Genomic DNA, 19,962 nt, shown 5'->3' on the forward strand with positions numbered 1-19,962 from the left:
AGCGCCATGACGATGATCTTCGGCATCCCCGTCCAGGCATTCCTCGGCCAGTTGCTGGTCGGACTGATCAACGGCTCGTTCTACGCCATGCTGAGCCTGGGTCTGGCCGTCATTTTCGGCTTGCTGCGCGTCATCAATTTCGCCCATGGCGCCCAGTATATGCTCGGCGCCTTCATCGGCTATCTGCTGCTCACGCGTCTCGGCATCGGCTATTGGCCCGCGCTCGTCCTTGCGCCGTTGGTCGTCGGCCTGTTCGGCATCGTGGTCGAGCGCCTGGCGCTGTCGCGGCTTTACGATACCGATCCGCTGTACGGCCTGCTCTTCACCTTCGGTCTCGCGCTCGTGATCGAGGGTATATTCCGCTACTATTACGGCGTGTCGGGAAATCCCTACGCCGTGCCGCCGCTGCTTTCGGGCGGCACCAATCTTGGCTTCATGTTCCTGCCCAACTATCGCGGCTGGGTCGTGGTCGCCTCGCTGATCGTCTGCTTCGGAACCTGGGCGCTGATCGAGAAGACTAGGCTCGGCTCCTATCTGCGCGCCGCGACCGAAAATCCGCGTCTCGTCCAGGCCTTCGGCGTCAATGTGCCGCTGCTGCTGACGCTTACCTACGGCCTGGGCTCGGCCCTGGCCGGGCTAGCCGGGATTCTGGCCGCGCCGATCTATCAGGTCAGCCCGCTGATGGGGTCGGATCTCATCATCGTCGTCTTCGCTGTCGTCGTGGTCGGCGGCATGGGGTCGATCCTCGGCGCGATCGTCACCGGCTACATGCTCGGCCTCGCCGAAGGCCTGACCAAGGTCTTCTACCCCGAAGCCTCCAACCTGGTGGTCTTCATCATCATGGCCATCGTGCTCCTGGTGCGGCCGGCCGGCCTGTTTGGAAGGGACGCCTAACATGGCGGAAGGGACGTCTGACATGGCCGACCTGACGTTTCGCGAAACGGCCGCCAGAACCCCGGCATGGCTTGAATGGACGCTGGTCGGGCTCGGCATCCTGGCGCTGCTGGCGGCACCCTTCTTCGTCTACCCGATCTTCCTGATGAAGATGCTGTGTTTCGCGCTGTTCGCCTGCGCGTTCAACCTCCTGCTCGGCTATACCGGGCTCCTGTCCTTCGGCCACGCCACCTTCTTCGGCGGCGCCGCCTACTTCACCGCGCATGCGGTCAAGGTGTGGGGCTGGCCGCCGGAAGCGGGTATCCTGCTCGGCATGGCGGGCGCGGCCCTGCTCGGCCTCGTCATGGGTTTTTTCGCCATTCGCCGGCAAGGCATCTATTTCGCCATGATCACGCTGGCCCTGTCGCAGATGTTCTTCTTCTTCTGCGTCCAGGCGCCCTTCACCCAGGGCGAGGACGGCATTCAGGGCGTGCCGCGCGGCACGCTGCTTGGTTTCCTCGACCTGGACGTTCCGTTGAACATCTACTATTTCGTGCTAGCGGTGTTCCTGATCGGCGTCTTCGCCATCTGGCGCATCGTCAATTCGCCCTTCGGCATGATCCTGCGCTCGATCCGCGAAAACGAGAACCGCGCCATTTCGCTGGGCTATTCGGTCGCCAACTACAAGCTCGCCGCCTTCGTCATGTCGGCGGCGCTGGCCGGGCTGGCCGGCGCGGTCAAGGCCATCGTTTTCCAGTTCGCCACGCTCACCGACGTCACCTGGCAGATGTCGGGCGAAGTGATCCTGATGACGCTCCTCGGCGGCATCGGCACGATGGTCGGCCCGATCATCGGCGCCAGCCTCGTCGTCGGCCTGGAAAACACGCTGGCCACCTCCCGCTTCCCGATCACCATCGCCACCGGGCTGATCTTCATGGTCTGCGTGCTGGTGTTTCGGCGAGGGATTGTGGGGGAGGTTTATGCGCGGCTGATGGGGCGGGCGGGGAAGGGGTGATCGGCTCCAGATCGAGCGGGCGCGGTTGACCGGATCGCACGCGCTTTGCCCGGTATAGGAACGTCTTGATCGGGGCCGGAAAGCAGTAGGTCCGCTTGTGGTGCAGGGAAGAATGATAGCGGACGCTAGCCAAGCGGCAAATCAGGCCCGGAGCCGCCACATTCGCACAGGACCTGTACCACGCAATTCCGTTTCCCCGAGTGGGTCGCGAGCAAAATTTGGTCCAAGCAGTTTGTGAGTTGCATCCGAAATACGTATCTCATCGGGCTCAGCGGACTTTTGAATACGTGCGGCGAGATTGACGGTGTCGCCCCACAGGTCATAGGCAAAGCGCCTGTTGCCTATGACGCCCGCCACGATTGGTCCGGAGTGGATTCCAATTCTCAGTCTCAGCGGTTCTCCCGCGAAGCGTTCGCGCCTACCCACCTCCCGCAGTTCAAGTGCATAGTGCGCAAGGGCTTCTGCATGATCGGACCGCGCGACGGGCAGGCCGGCCACCACCATCACACAGTCGCCGATTGTCTTGATCTTTTCGCAGCCGTATTCTTCTGAGAGCAGATCCGCCGCCTTGAAGAAGTAATTCAAGATCGCGAGCGTCGTCACGGCCCCAACGCTCAGCGCTCTTTCCGTGAAACCGACGATGTCGGCGAAAAGCACACTCACGTCTGCATGATTGTCCGCAATTTGTTCGTGCGCCTTCAACCGCTGCGCGATCGACGCCGGAAGAATGTTGAGGAGAAGGGTTTCGGCGCGCTGGTATTCACGCGACAATCCCTCCTGGCTCTTCCTCAATGCCTCATTCGTCGATTGCAGTTTCTCGTTGAGTTGACGCTCCCTCTCTTGCAGGAGCGTCATTTCATAAGCCTTCTGTTGAAGTCGCTGCCTGTTGTCGCGTTCGGCAGTGGCGTCAAGAAAGAGCAGCCACACGCAGGCATTGTCAGCAGCAAAAAGATGAAGATCCGCGACACGCCCGTTGGGCAGTTCCACCATGGCCATATGATATGGAAGTTCCGGGCAAGGCAGCAAACCTTCCATGAAGTCAAGCTGATCGGCAACAGGCTTGCCAGTGCGAAGCGATGAGAGTCCGTAATGTTTAACGTTGCCGCCCTTGGCAGCTATGCAAAGCTGGGCGTCAATTTTCAGATATGCGACAGCGTGCTCATTGTAGAAGAAATTGAAAATCCAGCTTCTGACTTCTCTTGGCAATCCATGCATGATCTATTTGGCGACCATCGAGGCAAGCTGGCGAAACGCATCTTCGACATATGCACCCGAAAGCGCACTTGTCAGATAGATTTGCCATCCAAGCTGCCTCAGTTCGTCGATCTCACCATCCGGTATCGCCCATCGATCGGCGAGATCGGATTTGTTGAACAGCAATACGAACGGCATAGCGCCGAATTCGGCCTCGACCCGCTCGCGCAGCGTGAGCGCCACGGCCAGAGTAGCGGGCCGGGTTCCATCGACGACGAGCACGAGCCCGGTCGCTCCTCGCACATAGCTGACGCGGAATGAGCCGATATCGTCTTCGCCGGCCAGATCCCACAAAATCAGATCCACGGTTTTATCCGGAAACGCGACACTCTTCTTGTCGATTTTCACGCCAACCGTGGTCAGGTAGTTTTCCGAGAAGATGCTTTGGACGAACCTGCGCACCAGGCTCGTCTTGCCGACAGCAAACCCGCCCAACATGCATATCTTTTTTTGCAGCATCCCGGGCTCCGACTACTCCAGGTTTACCGTAACCGAAACCCGGCGATTGGTGGAGTTCCCAGTTCGACTATTTTCATTTTCGGGCACCGCTGGCTCAAAGGTGCCGGCGCCCCGAACCAGCAGCAGTTCCGGAGCGACGCCGCGCTTGTTGAGAAGCGCGCGAACTGTCTCGGCGCGGGCGGCACTGATCGACGCGTTGGCCGTCTCACGGCCCGTTGTGTCTGAATGGCCGGTCAACATGAACCGCGCTGTCACGCCTGCCTTGCGGGCATTTTCGGCGAATTCCTTCAATTGATCAGCCAATCTGTCGAGCACCGGCGACTGCTCCGGACCCGGGACAACTCTACCGGAAGAGAAGAAAATATCGGTCGTCTGGATGGCCTCTCTCAAATGATTAAGTTCTGCAAGGTTCAGCTCGTGCAGCTGCGAGACGTCCAGAACCACTCCATCCGCCGAAAGTTGTTCGGCGGCGGCCCGTGCCCGGCTGATCCACCCGGCAGGAGCCTCGCCCACGACCAGGATGCGACCTTGGATGATCGAAAGCTGAACCGATTTCGGCGGGGACAGCGACGCCGTCAGCCGCTTCACCACGAACTTTGGATCAAGGCTCTGAAAGAATTGCCACTGTGAATGAACGCGGGCGGGATCAACCTGCGTTCCGGACAGCAGAGCTTTCGGGTCGGCGGCAAGCGGGTCTCTCAGGCCGGAAATGTAGAATTGGCCTCCCCTCTCCGTTTGTTGGGCGACGATGATTCCCGGTTGGGCCTCGAGTCGCGACACATAATACTGCCAGTGCTCCGCCTCGCGTGCTTCGGGGCTCACATCACGAACCTTGGAGATGTCGAATTCCGGTCCGCCTGCCGAAAGCTGTCGGGCCGCGGCGCGCGCCCGATCTATCCAGGTGTCGGGAGCCTCACCCTCGGCAACGATGCGATTGTCGACGATCGAAAGCCGAACCGATTTCAGCGGGTACAGCGACGCCGTCAGCCGCTTCAACACGAACTCCGGCTCAAGGCTCTGATAGAATTGCCACTGCGAATGGACCCTGCCGGGATCGACCTGCGTTCCCGACAGCAGCGACTGCGGGTCGGCGGCAAGCGGGTCTCGCAGGCCGGCAATATAGAATTGGCCATCGCGGATCTTTTGTTCGGCAACGATGATGCCCGGCTGGGTCCCCAGTCGCGACACATAGGCCTGCCAGTGCTCTGCCGCGCGTGCTTCGGGGCTCACATCACGGACCCTGGAGATATCGAATACCGGTCCGCCTGCAGAAAGCTGCTGGGCGGCGGCCTGCGCCCGGCTGATCCACGTGGCATCAGCCTCGCCCTCGGCAACGATGCGATCCTTGACGACCGAAAGTCGCACCGAATCCGGTGGAGCCAGCGATGCCGTCAGCCGCTTCAACACGAACTCCGGCTCAAGGCTCTGATAGAATTGCCAGTTCGCATGAACGCGGGCGGCATCGACCTGCGTTCCGGACAACAGCGACTGCGGGTCGGCGGCAAGCGGGTCTCTCAGGCCGGCAATATAGAATTGGCCATCGCGGATCTTTTGTTCGGCAACGATGATGCCCGGCTGGGTCCCCAGTCGCGATACATAGGCCTGCCAGTGCTCTGCCGCGCGTGCTTCGGGGCTCACATCACGAACCCTGGAGATATCGAATACCGGTCCGCCTGCAGAAAGCTGCTGGGCGGCGGCCTGCGCCCGGCTGATCCACGTGGCGTCAGCCTCGCCCTCGGCAACGATGCGATCCTTGACGACCGAAAGTCGCACCGAATCCGGCGGAGCCAGCGATGCCGTCAGCCGCTTCAACACGAACTCCGGCGCAAGGCTCTGATAGAATTGCCAGTTCGCATGAACGCGGGCGGGATCGACCTGCGTTCCGGACAACAGCGACTGCGGGTCGGCGGCAAGCGGGTCTCTCAGGCCGGCAATATAGAATTGGCCATCGCGCACCGTTTGTTCGGCAACGATGATGCCAGGCTGGGTCTCCAGTCGCGATAAATAGGCCTGCCAGCGCTGCCCGGATTGCCAGGAAAGAAAGAACCAAATGCCCGTCGGAATCAAAACCAGCAGGGCTGCGGCCAGCACCAGCCACGGAAATCCCTCGTTTGATTCCTCGTGCTTCAGTTCAACACAGGTTTGCAACTGCGTCTCTACGCTGGCCAGTTGCGAACTGTCGCCGTCGAACTGCTCCAAAGCCTGTGAGTATTCATCATGGATGCGGAGCAATACGTCGCGAATTACTTCGTGTAGTTCTTCCGGCGGATTGCCCCTGATCACCGAAACCAGTGTCGCAAACGGTCCAACCTCCGACCAGAGACGAAGCTCCCCAAAACGGATAGTGTCCAGGCCGCTCTGTTCTTTCTCCTTAAATGAGTCGCTTACAAAATCCTGAATTGCGCTGAGCATCGAAGAAATGAGCTGAGGATCCTCGCTCGTCGCATTTTCGGCAGTTACATGTGCAATCAAAAGCCCGGAACTGCGGCTGATGAGAAAGACGTGTTCTACACGATAGACAAGAGAGTGATTAAGAACAACTTCCGAGAAGCTTGCCCCCGTTCTCCAAGCTTCAAATCTCCACTTAAGCCCATGCCAGGTGAATATATGTCTTAAAGATTCATTCAGCGACTGAAAGGTCTGGTCGATCTTTTCGCCGATCGACTTGCGAATAGCCGGCAGAAACACCGGGTACAGTATATCCGTCAGCGTGCGCGGGTTCTTCTGGATGGACCTTTGCGCAGCCCTCTCGACAACCGGCACAAATGCCTCGCCGAGTTGCGCATGAGACGCACGTGCGGCGGCATCGGGGAGAACGCTCCCCACTGCTGCCGCAAGCTGCTCAGGTTCGTCAAGCAGGTGCGCAACTCGTGAAAGCTCCGAAATTTCGCGGCCGACCAGCAGCTGGCGAAGCGTTTCCATGCGATGATCGGCGGTTGGAATTCCGTCGAAAAGCGCACCGTGGTCCGGATCAACGTTCCGGGCAATTTCGACCAAAAGCCGAGCCAGAGCCTCGCGATCAATCTCGGTATCGTTCGCAGCGGCTCTTTCAGAAGGGTTGATTGGGTCGACGGTCGACCTCAAGTTCCGATCAACTCACTTTCCAGCTGCGTTCCGAGTTGCCCTTGCTGCCGATGGGATCCTGATTCAGACACTTCGCAACCTCGATAAACAGGCCAGCCAAAAGATTTCGGTCGGTCTTGACGTTGCTGAGATCGGAAAAGAATTTCTCCATTAGCATCTGAACGCTTTCATTCTTCTGCTTGATTTCCTCACGCAGCGAATGGTCGCTTCGATTTATCCGATCCGAAACTTCGCGCTCAAGCTCGCTCAATTGATCCGACAACGAGCGCACCTGCTTTTCAAGTGCCTGATTTTGTTCGCGAAGATTCCGGTCAATCTCCTTGTCGGCATCGGCTCGTGCGTCTTTTTCGTTGCGCAATTGCCCCGCAAGTGAATCGACCTGCTTCTTTGCATTTGACTCGTACATCTCAAGATTGCGCTTGGCCTCGGATTCGACATCCTTGAAGCGCTGCAAGAACCGTTCTTCAAGCTTGGAAAAGCGGCGGTCATAGTCCTGCATCTGGTTGCCGAACAGCAGATCACGTATCTTGTCGACACCTACAGCCTCGCCGGAGACCCCGCTCTCGCGAACCTGGGCCGCCATGAAATTCAGCCCGTTTTCGGCTGGATTACCTATCAGATTTGCGTCCGCTTTATTTGCCGAAGAAGCGGCATTCGAAGAGTCCTTAGCCATCCTCACGCCCAATCGCCAGAGTGCAAAACTCGGAGAATAGGAAATTATGTCAGACAAATACCCTGCCCGCAAGCCGGAATCCCCTTGGCTCAAGCCGATTCGTGCGTTCCTTTTTCGTCTCTTGGACCAGCAACAAATGCAGGAGTTCCGATTGGTGTCGCTCTTGTACCTCTTTTGATAGCGGCCACAGCCGGATGCCCGCTTTTGGTGAATCGACGGAACCGTAGGAATGACTGCCATCGAAGGCGCGTTGCTGCCATTCGTAGCGCAGACATCAAGTTATGATGGGTGAAACGCGGTTATAGAGAGCGGATGCCTTAGATCAACAGTCAACCGCCGCGTCTCGCTGAGTAAGGACATAGTCGCGACGCCCGGACTTTTACCATCACCCATAACACCCTCGCGCCACCGCCAGCCGCCGCACCAGCGCCAGCACCCCATCGATCGTCGGCGTCGGTTTCTCCACCAGCCGCCCCAACTCCTGCACCGCGCGCACCAGCGCGTCGATCTCCATCGGCCGGCCGCGTTCCAGGTCCTGCAGCATCGAGGTCTTGTGCTCGCCGACGTCGCCGGCGCCCTTGATGCGGCGGTCGACGTCTATGGCGAAGCGCACGCCGAGGCTTTCCCCGATCGCCTGGGCTTCCAGCATCATGGTGCGGGCAAGCTGGCGGGTGCCTTCGTCGGCGACGATCGCGGCAAGCGTGCTGCCGGTCAACGCCGAGATCGGGTTGAAGGAGAGGTTGCCCCACAGCTTCACCCAGATCTCCGAGCGTATGTCGTCGCGCACCGGCGCCTGCAGCCCGGCCTTGACCATTTCCTGCGCCAATGCCGTCACCCGCTCGCTGCGCTCGCCGGAGGGTTCGCCGAGCGAGAAGCGCTTGCCCTCGACATGCCGGATGAGGCCGGGCGCATCGACCTCGACGGCGGGGTAGACCACCGAGCCGATGACGCGCTCAGGCCCGATCCGCTGCCAGATCGCGCCGCCCGGATCGACTGCGTTGAGCCTGGTGCCTTCGAGCGGCCCGCCGACCTTGTGAAAGTACCACCACGGCACGCCGTTCTGCATGGTGACGACCGCGGTGTCCGGACCGAGCAGCGGCGCTATCTGGTCCAGCGCCGGGGTGAGCGAGTGGGCCTTCAGCGCCAGCACCACGATGTCCTGGACGCCGAGCTCCCCGGCCTTGGCGGCGGCACGGACGCGCGCGACCGTCTCCTTTCCGTCCTCGATCAGGCGCAGGCCGTCTGCCTCGATCGCTTCGAGATGGGCGCCGCGCGCCACGATCGACAGATCGGTGCGGCCGGCGATCGCCAGCTTGGCGGCGAGATAGCCGCCGATCGCGCCGGCGCCGAAAATGGTGATCTTCATCGTCAAAGCCCGAGTTTGGCGGCAAGGCCGATGCGCTGTAGCTTGCCGGTCGCGCCCTTGGGGATCTCGTCCAGGATCAGCACCTTGCGCGGCACCTTGAAGTCGGCGAGCCGCATCGCCGCATGGCTGCGGATATCGCTTTCAGTGGCGCTCATGCCTTCGCGCAGCACCACTGCCGCCGCCACCTCCTCGCCGAGCTTGTCGTGCGGCATGGCGAAGGTGACCACTTGCGCCACCGCCGGATGGTCCATCAGCACGTCGTCGACCTCGAGCGGCGAGATCTTTTCGCCGCCGCGATTGATGATCTCCTTCAGCCGGCCGGTGACCCGGAGATAGCCGTCCGCGTCGAGCACGCCCTGGTCGCCGGTGTGGAACCAGCCATGCGCGAAAGCCGTCGCATTGGCATCCGGGTTCTTCTCGTAGCCGCCAGTGACATTGGGCCCGCGAATGACGATCTCGCCGGTCTCGCCGGCTTCGAGCAGCCGCCCGTCCGGCGCCATCACCGCCACGTCGGGTCCGGCCGATGCCCCGACACTGCCCGGCTTGCGCAGGCCCGGCGGCAGCCGGTTGGAGGCCATCTGGTGCGCGGCTTCGGTCATCCCGTAGGATTCGATCACCGGGCAACCGAAGGTCCTTTCCAGTTCGGCCATCACCTGCGCCGGCAGCGATGCCGAGGACGAGCGGATGAAGCGCAGACGCGCCGCCGCCAGCCCCTCTTCATTGCGGGCCGCGCGCGGCAGGATCGCCTGATGCATGGTCGGCACCGCCGTGTACCAGCTCGGCTTGGCGTCGCCCAGCCACTGGAAGAAGCGCAACGCGTTGAAGCCCGGCGTGCAGTAGATGCTGCCGCCCGAGGCCAGCGACGACAGCACCGCCGCGATCAGGCCATGGATATGGAACAGCGGCATGATGTTGAGGCAGCGGTCACTGGCCGTCAGGCCGAGCGTCGCGCCGATATGGGAGGCGGACGCCGCGATGTTGGCGTGGCTGAGCGGCACCAGCTTGGGCCGCGAGGTCGTGCCCGACGTGTGCAGCAGAAGCGCGACGTCGTCATCCTCAGCCATGTCGGACGCCGCCTGCGGGCCGACCGACGCGCCTTCGATGGTGAAGCTGCCGGCAGGGGCGTCCGGCGGCACGACAAGCCGCAGCACGCCGATGCCGAGGCGTTCGGCCACCGCCACGGCCGGGCCGGCCTCGGTCTCCGCGACAAGGATAGCCTTGGCACCGATATCGGTGAGGTAGAAATCGAGCTCGTCGGCCCGGTAGGCCGGATTGAGCGGCGCCGTCGCGGCGGCCGCCGCCACCGCGACGAAGGCTGTCGCCATTTCCGGCCCGTTCGGCAGCACGATCGCCACCCGGTCGCCCCGGCCGATGCCGAGCGCGTGCAGCCGGCTGGCCGTGGCCGCGATCAGCGCGCGCAGGCCGCCATGGGTGAGCGTTGCGCGGTCGGGCGCCAGGATGGCCGGGGCGTTGTCGGCGCCTGCAACGAGGCGGTGGGAGATGTCTGGATGGCTTTGGGTCATGGTTACCGGCACTATTTCAAACGATGGGTTGTGAAAGTCCAGCTGAAGGCAATTGTCAGCCTTGGCGCCGCCCCTCATTGCCCTGCCGGGCATTTCTCCCCGTATAGTGACGGGGAGAAAGACGCTGTCGCCGATGATTTTCGTCAACTGCTAGCGTTGCCGCGAAAGCGCCGAGGGAGCGGAGCCGCCCTCTCCCCGTCACTATACGGGGAGAGGATGCCGGCAGGCAGGTGAGGGGCAGCACCAGCGCCTGAAAAGGAAGGCCAAACTTGAATTGAGCACTTGGCAATTTCCGCCCTGCCACCTCCTTGCTCATCCCCTCAATAACCCAGCGCCAACCCGTCCTTGCGCGGATCGGACGCGCCGGTCAGCGTTCCCTTCTCCCAGTCGATCAGCACCACCTGGCCGCCGCCGAGCGGGTGGGGCGGCTCCGTGACCTCATGGCCGCGCCGGCGCAGGCCCGCGATCGTCTCGGCGGGCACGCTGCGCTCGGCCTCCACAACGCCATCATTGTAGAACACGCGTGGCGCATCCACCGCCTGCTGCGGGTCCATGCTAAAGTCGATCATGTTGGTCAAAAGATGGACATGCCCGAACGGCTGGTAGCCGCCGCCCATCACGCCGAACGGCATCACCACGCGGCCGTTCCGGGTCGCCATGCCGGGCATGATCGTGTGCATCGGCCGCTTGCCGGGCGCGATCGCGTTGGGGTGCGCCGGGTCGAGGCGGAAGCTCGAGCCACGGTTCTGCAGCACCACGCCGGTCCTCGGGCCGACGACGCCGCTGCCGAACGAATAATAGGTCGAGTTGATGAAGGAGACCGCGTTGCGGTCGCGGTCGACGATCGAGATATAGACCGTGTCGCTGTCCGGCAGGTCGACGCGCGGCAGATGCGTCATGGCGCGCTCGCGGTCGATCTCGGCGCGGAGCCGGTCGGCATAGGCGCTGGACAGAAGCTCTCTCACCGGCACCGGGACATGATCCTGGTCGCCCAGAAAGGCGTCGCGGTCGCGGTAGGCCAGCCGCCCGGCCTCGATCTCCAGATGCAGGCGTTCGGCGCCATTGGGATCGAGCCCGCCAAGCTTGAACCCCGACAGCACGTTCAGCATCAAAAGCGCCGTCAGCCCTTGGTTGTTCGGCGGCATCTGGTGGATGTCATAGCCGCCATAAGTGACGCTGACCGGCGCCACGTAGTCCCCTCTGGTCGTAGCGAAATCCTCATGCGAATGAAGCCCGCCCAGTTCATTGAGCCGGCGCACCATGTCGTCGGCGACGACGCCCTCGTAGAATCCGGCGCGGCCGTGCTTGGCGATCACCCGCAAGGTGGCGGCAAGCTCCGGCTGGCGATGGACATCGCCGGCCTCCGGCGCCTTGCCGCCCGGCAGGAAGATGCGCGACGCATGTTCGTCCGCCGACAGGTCGGTCTCCGGCTCGGCCCAGTCGAAGGCGACGCGATCGTGCACGACATAGCCGTTCTCGGCATAGTGGATGGCCGGCGCCAGCACCTCGGCGAGGCCCTTGCGGCCATGGTCCTCCAGCAGCCGACACCAGGCATCGATAGCGCCGGGCACGGTCACCGCATGCGGCCCCTGTTTCGGCAGCTCGGCAAAACCCTGCTCCAGATACCAGTCGACGGTCGCGCCCGCCGGCGCGCGGCCCGAACCGTTGAAGGCCAGCACCTCGCTCTGTCCGGCCGGACAGTAGAGCACGAAGCAGTCGCCGCCGATGCCGGTCGATTGCGGCTCGACCACCCCTTGCACGGCGGCCGCGCAGACCGCCGCGTCCATGGCGTTGCCGCCGGCGCGCAGCATATCGATGGCAGCCAGCGTCGCCAGCGGGTGCGAGGTGGCGGCCATGGCCTCGGTGGCACGAACCGGCGAGCGGCCGGGAAACTGGAAATCACGCATTGTTGTCTGGGTATCCCCTGGTCACTTGAAGCGAATTGGTCCGATGAAATCAAGGACGGCGGCCGAAGATCTGCGCGATTGCCAAAAGCACGACCGACAGCACGATCAGGCAGGTGGAGATGGCGGCGATCGTCGGGTCGATCTGGTCACGCAGCGCGTTGAACATGCGGCGCGTCAACGTCGTCGTCTCGCCGCCCGAAATGAACAGCGAAACCACCACCTCGTCGAAGGAGGTGATGAAGGCGAACAGCGCGCCCGAGACGATCGAGAAGCGGATCTGCGGCATGGTCACCTGCCAGAATGCAGCGATGCGCCCGGCGCCCAGGCTGCGCGCCACCCGTTCCTGGTTCATGTCGTAGGAACGCAGTCCGGACAGCACGGTCAGCACCACAAGCGGCAAGGCTTGCACCGTGTGCGCGATCACCAAACCGGTCAGCGTGTTGTTGAGCCCGATGCGGGCATAGAGGAAGAAGGTGCCGATGCCGATCAGGATCACCGGGATGATCAGCGACGCCGTGAGCAGGCCGTTGATTGTGCCGTTGAAGCGCAGTGTGCCCCGGTTGATGGCATAGGCGGCCGCGGTGCCGAGCGGCGTCGCCACCAGAACGGTCATGAGCGCCACCTTCACCGAGACGATCGTGGCGTCGCGCCATTCCAGCGACTGGAAATAGGTCTGGTACCAGCGCAGCGACCATTCCTGCGGCGGAAACTGCAGCAGCGTCGAATCCGAGAACGACATGATGACGATGATCACCGACGGCGCGATCAGGAACAAAAGCACAAGGCCGCCCAGCGCATAAAGCCACAGGCGTTGCCAGTGCGAAATCGGCAGGCTCCCGTTCATCGCGAACTCCACACGCCGGTGGCGCGCGCGCCGAGCAGCCACCGGAATAGGCCGAGCAGCGCCAGCGTGACGACCAGCAGCACCACGCCAAGCGCGGCACCCGCGCCCCAGTTGGAATAGAGGCTGGTTGTCTGTTCCATGCGCATCGCCCACATGACCACCTTGCCGCCGCCCATCAGCGCCGGGGTTACGAAGAAGCCGAGACACAGCACGAAGACGATGACCACACCGGAGGCGAGGCCGGGCAGCGACAACGGAAAGAAGATCTGCCGGAAGGTCGCGACGGGACCGGCGCCGAGGTTCATGCCGGCGCGCAGGCAGTCGGTGTCGATGGTCTTCATCGAGGCGTAGAGCGGCAGGACGAGGAAGGGCAAGAGGATGTGCGTCATGCCGACGACGACGCCGGACAGGTTGTTGGCGAGCGACAGCGGCTGGCTGATGACGCCGAGGTCGATCAGCCAGCTGTTGATCAGGCCCTTGCGCTGCAGGATCACCAGCCAGGCATAGGTGCGCACCAGCACCGATGTCCAGAACGGCAGGATGACGAAGATCAGGCAGATCGACGCCGCCCGGCGCGGCAGTTGCGACAGCATGTAGGCCAGCGGATAGCCAAGCAGCACGCAGGCCCCGGTAACGATGAACGCGACCTTGAAGGTGGTGGCAAAGGTTTTGATGTACGAAGCCTGCTCGAAGAAGCGCGCATAATTGGCGGCGCTCAAGGCGCCGGTCTCGTCGAACAGCGACAGCCAGAACAGCCAGCCGATCGGCACGATGATGATGGCGCAGACGAGGAAGAGACTGGGCGACAGCAGCGCCAGCAGCCGCAGCGACTCGCGCCGCGCGTCGGCGCGCAATGCCCGCGCGTTCAGGTCCCCGCCGACGCCGCCGGCAGTCCCCTCGATGAGGGCGGATTGCGCGCTCATTCTTCGGCCGCCACCAGGATCGTGTCCTGCGCATCGAGGCCGAGGCGGATCGGCTGGCCGGGCGCCGGCAGCCGCGCCAGCACATCACCGCGGCAATAGTCGCGCAACGTCAGCTGGCGCCCATCGCGCAGCACCGCGTAGCAGACGAAGCTGTCGCCCTGGTAGATGATGTCGGCGACCGTGGCATCGAAGACGTTGATCCCGTTCGACGGCTCCGTTGTGGTGACCAACCGCAGCTTTTCGGGCCGCACCACCATCAGGTGCCGGCCCGAGGCCGGGGCCGGCATTGCTGTGTGGATACGTCTGTCCTCGCACCAGACCGCCCCGTCGCGGCATTCGACGGGCATGAAATTCGATTCGCCGATGAAGCCGGCGACGAATTGCGTCTTGGGCGCGGCGTATAGCGTTTCGGGCCGGTCGAGCTGTTCGATGCGGCCGGCGTTCATCACAGCGATGCGGTCCGACATGGTGATGGCTTCGCGCTGGTCGTGGGTGACATAGACCGTCGTCATGCCAAGCCGCCGGTGCAGTGCGCGCAGTTCGATCTGCATATGCTCGCGCAGGCCCTTGTCGAGCGCCGACAGGGGTTCGTCCATCAGCACGATGCGCGGCTCGAAGACGATGGCGCGCGCCAGCGCCACGCGCTGCCGCTGGCCGCCGGAGAGCTGGTCGACCCCCCGGTCGCCCAGGCCCTGCAGCTTCACCAGCTCCAGCGCCTTTTCGACACGCTGCGCCGTCTCGGCCGTCGCCACGCCACGCTGCTTCAGCGGAAAGGCGATGTTGTGGAAGACATTCATATGCGGGAACAGCGCATAGTTCTGGAACACCATGCCGATGTTGCGCTTGTGCGGCGGCGTGGTGATGATCTCGTCGTCGCCCACCTTGATGGAACCGGCATTGGCCCTGATGAAACCGGCGAGGATCATCAGCAGCGTCGTCTTCCCGGATCCGGAAGGGCCAAGCAGCGTCAGGAATTCGCCCGCCGCGACATCGAGGTTCAGGTCGCGCAGGACCGATACGGAGCCAAATCGTTTCTCGATCGCGCGCAAGCCGATCGGCAGCGCGGATGGCGCAATGGACAAGATCACTTTCTCCCTAGCCGGCAATTTTCAGGCGACGGAAGGCAGGGCGACGCTGGTGCCGCCCTGCCTTGTCAATGCCTATTGCTGGATCAGATTGTTGAACTTCTCGGTCGCCTCGACCAGATTGTCGCGCCAGAACTCGGCGTCCTGCAGCACCTGCTTCTTGACGTTCTCCGGCGACGAGTTGATGTCCTTGATCCGCTCCGGCGGGATCTTGCCGGTTTCGAAGGCCTTTTCGTTCACCGGTCCGTTGTCGACATAGAGCGGCAGATTGGCCTGCAATTGCGGGCTGACGAACATCGCCAGCGCCTTCATCGCCGCGTCCTTGTTCTTGGCGCCCTTCGGGATCACCATGCAGTCGGCGGTCAGCACCCCCTGGTCGAAGGAGAAGCTGACCGGCGCGCCTTCCTTCTTCAGGGTGCCGGCGCGGCCGTTCCAGATGCTCGCCATGTCGACTTCGCCGTCCTTGACCAGCTGCATGGCCTGCGCGCCCGACGTCCACCAGGCGTCGACATGGCCGCGGATCTTGTCGACCGATTTCAGCGCGGCGTCGATGTCGACGGGATAGACCTTGTCGATCGGCAGGCCGGAGGCGAGGGCGGCGACGCTCAACGTCTCGGTCGCCTGGCTGCTGCTCAGCGCGCGCCGCCCGGGAAATTTTTCCACGTTCCAGAAATCCGCCCAGGTCTTCGGGCCTTTGTCGCCGAAGACGTCGGTCCGGTAGATCAGCACGACGGAGGTGTAGGAGATGCCGACCCAGTCGTCATGGACGAGCTTCGGGTTGATGCCGCTCTTGTCGATAATGCCGTAATCGAGCTTTTCGAACAGCCCTTCCTTCGAGCCGCGCGCGCATTCGTCGGCGCCGAGTTCGGTGATGTCCCACTTCACCGCGTTGCCGGTTACTTGCAGTCGCACGTCGTCAAGCCCGTTGGTGGTGTCTTCCTTGATGGTGATGCCGAGCGCGTCGGCGGTCGGCTTGAAGAACGCCTTTGTCTGCGCCTCCTGATAGGTGCCGCCCCATGAGGCAACGGTGATCGTGTCGGCGGCGACGGCGGGCACTGCCACGGAGGCTGCGAGGCCGGCTATCGCGAAAGCTTTAAAGCTGCTGGTCCTGTTCATTTCAGTTCTCCACCAGTGTTCCCATTTGTTCTTTGATTTGGCATGCGATTTTGTATACAATTTTGAATGTAGCCAAGGGATCGGTGTTGTCAACACCGGCCGGCGCGATCTATTCGAGCCGGACAAGCCTGTGAGAGACGCAGCCACCCGCGTGGCAAATTGGACCGACAACGACTACAAACGTGGCAATGTCCGGCGTGAGTGCCGGAGGACTGGAAGCGGATCTTGGCCAAGGAAACGAAAAACACGCTGCGCGACTCGGTCTACACCTCGCTCAAGGCGATGATCGTGACCGGCCAGATTCCGCCTGGCGCCCGCGTCACCGAGAGCGACATCGCGGCGAAGCTCAATGTCAGCCGCACGCCGGTGCGCGAGGCCTTCAATCGCCTGGAGCGCGACGGGCTTGTTACCGGCCGGCCGCGCCAGGGCTATGCCGTCACCGAGTTCGACATCAATATGTTCCGCGAGGCCTTCGACATCCGCGAACTGCTCGACGGCCATGCCACGGAACTCGCGGCCGTCGCCGCGACCGAGAAGGACAAGGCGCGGCTGCGCGTGATGCTGGCCGAATGCGAGCGGCTTGCCGCCATTCCCGATCGCACCACAAAAGAAAAATTCCAGGAGCTGGAGGTCGGCATCGATCTGCACCGCGTCATCGCGCAGATCAGCGGCAACGCCATGCTGCACGGCATGCTTTGCGGCATCCTCGACAAGTGCCAGCACTATGTCTGGACCGAACTGTTGTGGCTGGACGAATGGAAGATCGCCCGTGACGAGCATGCCGAGATCGTCGAGGCCATCTGCGCCGGCGACGCCGGCCGGGCCGGCATGCTGGCGCGTGCCCATGTGCGCGGCTCGCGCGAGAACGTGTTGCGCCTGCTGCAGGCCAAGTCCGATTACCAGAGTTTTCTCGCCAAGGCGTCCTGAGCGGGTTGGGACGGCGCGCCTTCAGCCTTTGCGTTCCTGAAGGCTGTTGCCGCCGTCAACCACCAGCACGGCGCCATTGACATAGCTGGCGCCCTCCGATGCCAGGAACACGACCGCCGCGGCCACTTCATGGGGCAGGCCGGCCCGCGCCGGCGGCGTATGCAGGGCCGCTGTCAGCTCCATCGCGCTCGACGCGCCGGTTTCGATCCAGCCGGGCGCGACCGCGTTGACGGTGATGCCGTCCTTTGCCATTTCCAGCGCCAGTGCGCGTGTCAGGCCGACCATGCCGGCCTTGGCGGCGGAATAGGCTGATGTGCCTTCGAAAGACACGATCGGCCCGGTGACCGACGCCACATTGACGACGCGTCCGTAGCCTGCTTCAACCATCGCCGGCAGAAACGCCCTGGTGACGAGGAACGCGGTCTTCAGGCTGACGTCGATTCCTTGATCCCAGTCGGCCTCGGTCATCGAGACAAACGCCTTGTCGGACGACGGCGATGCCAGCGAGCCCATGCCGGCATTGTTGACCAGGATATCGACCGCGCCGGCGGCCACCCGCAGCCGCGCGACATCGGCAGCCATGGTGAGGTCGGCAACCGTGGCAGTGGCATCGATGCCTTCGCCGCGAAGCTCCGCGGCGCGATCCATCACACGCGCACTGGCCCCGGTCAGGAAAACGGCGTGCCCGGCTTTGCCGAGGTGACGGGCAATGGCGAAGCCGATTCCATCCGCCGCTCCCGCGCCGGTAATCAAGGCGCGTCTGATCTTGCTGGTGGTCGCGGCCATGCGGGCTCCTTGGGGCTGGCATCATTTTCGATTGGTGGTTTGCCGGTTTACCGGCGCGCCCGCAATCCGACCTAACAAGATTGTTGGCGCAAGAGAACCCAATCCGAACGCGTCTATCCCCGCGCCAACGGGTCCGCGCCTCCGTGCGAAGGACGACATTTTTGACATGCGGGGGACGCGCAACAACCAAGGCAGCGGGCTGCATCATCTCTTCGATGATTGGGGAGGCTGCATAAGCTGAAGCTTATGGACTCCTCCAACGATTCGAGCAAAGGTCAGGGCGCGGCGCTGCTGCTGGGGCCGGAAATGAGCGACAGTTTCGGATACATCGCGTTCGGCGATGACGAGCTATACGCGCGCGGCGCGCTTTTCAGCGCGCTGAGGCTGCTGCACTATTGCCCGGGCGCGAAGATCACTGTCCTCACCGACAGGCCGCAGATTTTCGACGGCTATCCCATCGGGACGATGGAGCTTACGGCGAGCCGGATGGCCGAAATGTCATTTGGCGGCCGATACCGCTTCGGCATCAAGGCGGCCGGCATCATCGATCTGCTGGAGTCCTGCGAGCGCCTGTTCCTCATGGACACGGACATGTATCCGATTGGCGACATTTCGGGCTGTTTCGGCCAGATTTCCCCCTCACATTCCGTCATGAACAGGTGCGAGGGCCGGCCAAAGCCCCCCTACCGTGCCCTCGAAGGCAGGCATTTCATGCTTGGCGAGAAAATGCTGACCGGAAGCGAGCCGATGTGGAGCAGCGGGGTCCTGGGTGTCCACAATGCCGCCCTTCCCGCACTGAGCGACGCCTATCATGCAATCGAGCAACTGATCGGTGTCGTAAGGGCGCATACGCCGGAACAATTCTGCATTGGTGTTGCGTTGGCCAGGGATGGATGCAGGATAACGCCGCACCGGCTGCCGATCCGAAACTACACCACCAGGGGAAAGAAGCTCTTTGCCCGGCGACGGCTCGAAGCTTTCTTTGCCGGCTATGGCCACCTCGGCGTGGGCGAGCAGATCGAGCAGGCCGCCAGATACAGGCTTTGGCGGGCGCCAATGGATATGTGGAAGCAGCGGGGCATCTGGCATTTCTGATGCCTGTCGTCCAGAAGTGGCTCCGGGGGGGCGGTCACAGGCAAGCACTCACGTAACGGTTCTCATCCATGCCAGGAATGACTCGATGATCGTGGATCGCGGACTGTGATGCATCCAGACGACATAAAAGCTGTAGCCCGGCAAGGACAATGGATGCGCCTTGACGAGCGAGCCGTTCTCCAGTTCACGGCCGACCACAACGTCACTGCAGATCGCAATGCCTTGCCCGGCGACAACCGCATCGATCGCGTGTAGTTCCTCGCGGAAGCTCAAATCCCAGGCTTTGTCCGGGACCAGGTCCGGATCGATCGAACGGGCCGTCGCCAGCCATCGGGGCCAGGTGGGAGCGTCCGGATCCCGATTCATCCAGTCAAAGTGGATCAGGGGATACCGCAGGAGATCGGCGGCACGCTCGATCGCTCGCCCGTCGCTCGCCAACAATCGGGGACTGCAAATGGGAAAGAAGGAATCGCGGCACACTTCCTGAGCGGCAACGCCCAAAGGCGGTCGGCGCGTGTAGCGGATCGCAACATCCGCGGCGCCGGCACGAAGGTCGAGTACCGCGTCCGTTCCGATGATCTCCAGTGGCACGGCCGGGTTGGCCTCTCGCCATTTCGGTAACCGGGGCACCAGCCATCGGCTTGCGAAAGCGTTCGGGCTCGTCACCCGCAATGGCGATTGAACATCCGGCTCGGCGACTGCGGCAAGAGAGCCTGCGAGAAGATCGAAGCCGTTGCGAAGGATAGGAAACAGTCGCGCTCCCGCACTCGTCAGCACGAGCGGGCGCGGCCGGCGCTGGAACAGCTTGCGACCGCATATTTCTTCCAGCGAGCGGACCTGATGGCTGATCGCCGTCGGTGTCACGCCGAGCTCCGCTGCTGCCGCCTTGAAGCTGCCGTGCCGGGCTGCGGCCTCGAAGGCGTGCAAAGCGCGGAGCGGCGGACAGTTTCTCATGCCGGCAGCGTAGATGAATTCCTCTCATCCAGCAGCTAAGAATTTCGCTTTTGCAGAAGGCTGGTCCCTGTGAGACCG

General features: G+C 62.8%; 17 protein-coding genes. 4 read left to right on the top strand and 13 right to left on the bottom strand.

The features are described 5' to 3' along the window. Nucleotides 1–6: 6 nt before the first annotated feature. Together FJW03_RS25010 and FJW03_RS25015 are read left to right on the top strand one after the other, a co-directional pair. Entirely contained in the window at nucleotides 7–894 is an 888-nt protein-coding gene (locus FJW03_RS25010) for a branched-chain amino acid ABC transporter permease (RefSeq protein WP_140767250.1), read from the top strand. Between the two features lie 22 nt (nucleotides 895–916). After that, nucleotides 917–1,888 carry a branched-chain amino acid ABC transporter permease gene (locus FJW03_RS25015; RefSeq protein ID WP_226890461.1) on the top strand — a complete coding sequence of 324 codons (972 nt, stop codon included), beginning with the start codon at nucleotides 917–919 and terminating at the stop codon, nucleotides 1,886–1,888. Between the two features lie 141 nt (nucleotides 1,889–2,029). Here FJW03_RS25015 and FJW03_RS25020 read toward each other — a convergent pair whose 3' ends face one another. The 11 genes from FJW03_RS25020 to FJW03_RS25070 all read right to left on the bottom strand — a co-directional run bounded on the left by FJW03_RS25020 (nucleotide 2,030) and on the right by FJW03_RS25070 (nucleotide 16,122). After that, the gene (locus FJW03_RS25020) at nucleotides 2,030–3,103 is read right to left on the bottom strand and encodes an adenylate/guanylate cyclase domain-containing protein (protein WP_140767509.1); all 1,074 of its coding nucleotides are present in this window, start codon (nucleotides 3,101–3,103) and stop codon (nucleotides 2,030–2,032) included. 3 nt (nucleotides 3,104–3,106) lie between these two features. Continuing rightward, nucleotides 3,107–3,601: a Rab family GTPase gene (locus FJW03_RS25025; RefSeq protein WP_140700113.1), complete on the bottom strand. Its 495-nt coding sequence runs from the start codon at nucleotides 3,599–3,601 to the stop codon at nucleotides 3,107–3,109. 12 nt (nucleotides 3,602–3,613) lie between these two features. Continuing rightward, complete coding sequence (locus tag FJW03_RS25030; protein WP_226890462.1) at nucleotides 3,614–6,685, bottom strand: OmpA family protein; 3,072 nt, start codon at nucleotides 6,683–6,685, stop codon at nucleotides 3,614–3,616. Nucleotides 6,686–6,692: 7 nt separating this feature from the next. Next, entirely contained in the window at nucleotides 6,693–7,358 is a 666-nt protein-coding gene (locus FJW03_RS25035) for a hypothetical protein (RefSeq protein ID WP_140609827.1), read from the bottom strand. Nucleotides 7,359–7,743: 385 nt separating this feature from the next. Further along, entirely contained in the window at nucleotides 7,744–8,724 is a 981-nt protein-coding gene (locus tag FJW03_RS25040) for a 2-dehydropantoate 2-reductase (RefSeq protein WP_140765381.1), read from the bottom strand. A gap of 2 nt (nucleotides 8,725–8,726) precedes the next feature. After that, complete coding sequence (locus tag FJW03_RS25045) at nucleotides 8,727–10,247, bottom strand: acyl--CoA ligase (protein WP_140765379.1); 1,521 nt, start codon at nucleotides 10,245–10,247, stop codon at nucleotides 8,727–8,729. A gap of 320 nt (nucleotides 10,248–10,567) precedes the next feature. Continuing rightward, nucleotides 10,568–12,154: a gamma-glutamyltransferase gene (ggt, locus tag FJW03_RS25050; RefSeq protein WP_140765377.1), complete on the bottom strand. Its 1,587-nt coding sequence runs from the start codon at nucleotides 12,152–12,154 to the stop codon at nucleotides 10,568–10,570. Nucleotides 12,155–12,203: 49 nt separating this feature from the next. Further along, entirely contained in the window at nucleotides 12,204–12,998 is a 795-nt protein-coding gene (locus FJW03_RS25055; RefSeq protein ID WP_140765375.1) for an ABC transporter permease, read from the bottom strand. Next, nucleotides 12,995–13,921: an ABC transporter permease gene (locus FJW03_RS25060; protein WP_140765373.1), complete on the bottom strand. Its 927-nt coding sequence runs from the start codon at nucleotides 13,919–13,921 to the stop codon at nucleotides 12,995–12,997. The genes FJW03_RS25055 and FJW03_RS25060 overlap by 4 nt, the downstream gene beginning before the upstream one ends. Further along, on the bottom strand, nucleotides 13,918–15,003 hold the full coding sequence (locus tag FJW03_RS25065; RefSeq protein ID WP_140765371.1) for an ABC transporter ATP-binding protein: 1,086 nt from the start codon (nucleotides 15,001–15,003) through the stop codon (nucleotides 13,918–13,920). The genes FJW03_RS25060 and FJW03_RS25065 overlap by 4 nt, the downstream gene beginning before the upstream one ends. Nucleotides 15,004–15,081: 78 nt before the next feature. Beyond that, nucleotides 15,082–16,122 (bottom strand): ABC transporter substrate-binding protein, encoded by a 1,041-nt coding sequence (locus tag FJW03_RS25070; RefSeq protein ID WP_140765369.1) that lies wholly within the window; start codon nucleotides 16,120–16,122, stop codon nucleotides 15,082–15,084. A gap of 225 nt (nucleotides 16,123–16,347) precedes the next feature. On the opposite strand from FJW03_RS25070, the gene FJW03_RS25075 reads away from it, so the two are divergent. Continuing rightward, entirely contained in the window at nucleotides 16,348–17,049 is a 702-nt protein-coding gene (locus FJW03_RS25075; RefSeq protein ID WP_181173275.1) for a GntR family transcriptional regulator, read from the top strand. A 21-nt stretch (nucleotides 17,050–17,070) separates the two neighbouring features. Here FJW03_RS25075 and FJW03_RS25080 read toward each other — a convergent pair whose 3' ends face one another. Beyond that, on the bottom strand, nucleotides 17,071–17,835 hold the full coding sequence (locus FJW03_RS25080; RefSeq protein WP_140765365.1) for an SDR family NAD(P)-dependent oxidoreductase: 765 nt from the start codon (nucleotides 17,833–17,835) through the stop codon (nucleotides 17,071–17,073). Between the two features lie 246 nt (nucleotides 17,836–18,081). Here FJW03_RS25080 and FJW03_RS25085 point away from each other — a divergent pair, with 246 nt between their 5' ends. Continuing rightward, a complete protein-coding gene (locus tag FJW03_RS25085) occupies nucleotides 18,082–18,930 on the top strand; it encodes a hypothetical protein (protein WP_226890463.1) in 849 nt (282 codons plus the stop codon). A 48-nt stretch (nucleotides 18,931–18,978) separates the two neighbouring features. Here the strand turns inward: FJW03_RS25085 and FJW03_RS25090 are convergent, their stop codons facing one another. Next, nucleotides 18,979–19,857 carry a LysR substrate-binding domain-containing protein gene (locus FJW03_RS25090; RefSeq protein ID WP_264296495.1) on the bottom strand — a complete coding sequence of 293 codons (879 nt, stop codon included), beginning with the start codon at nucleotides 19,855–19,857 and terminating at the stop codon, nucleotides 18,979–18,981. Nucleotides 19,858–19,962: the final 105 nt, after the last annotated feature.

Origin of the sequence: Mesorhizobium sp. B4-1-4 (assembly GCF_006439395.2) — a bacterium.
Lineage (GTDB): Bacteria > Pseudomonadota > Alphaproteobacteria > Rhizobiales > Rhizobiaceae > Mesorhizobium.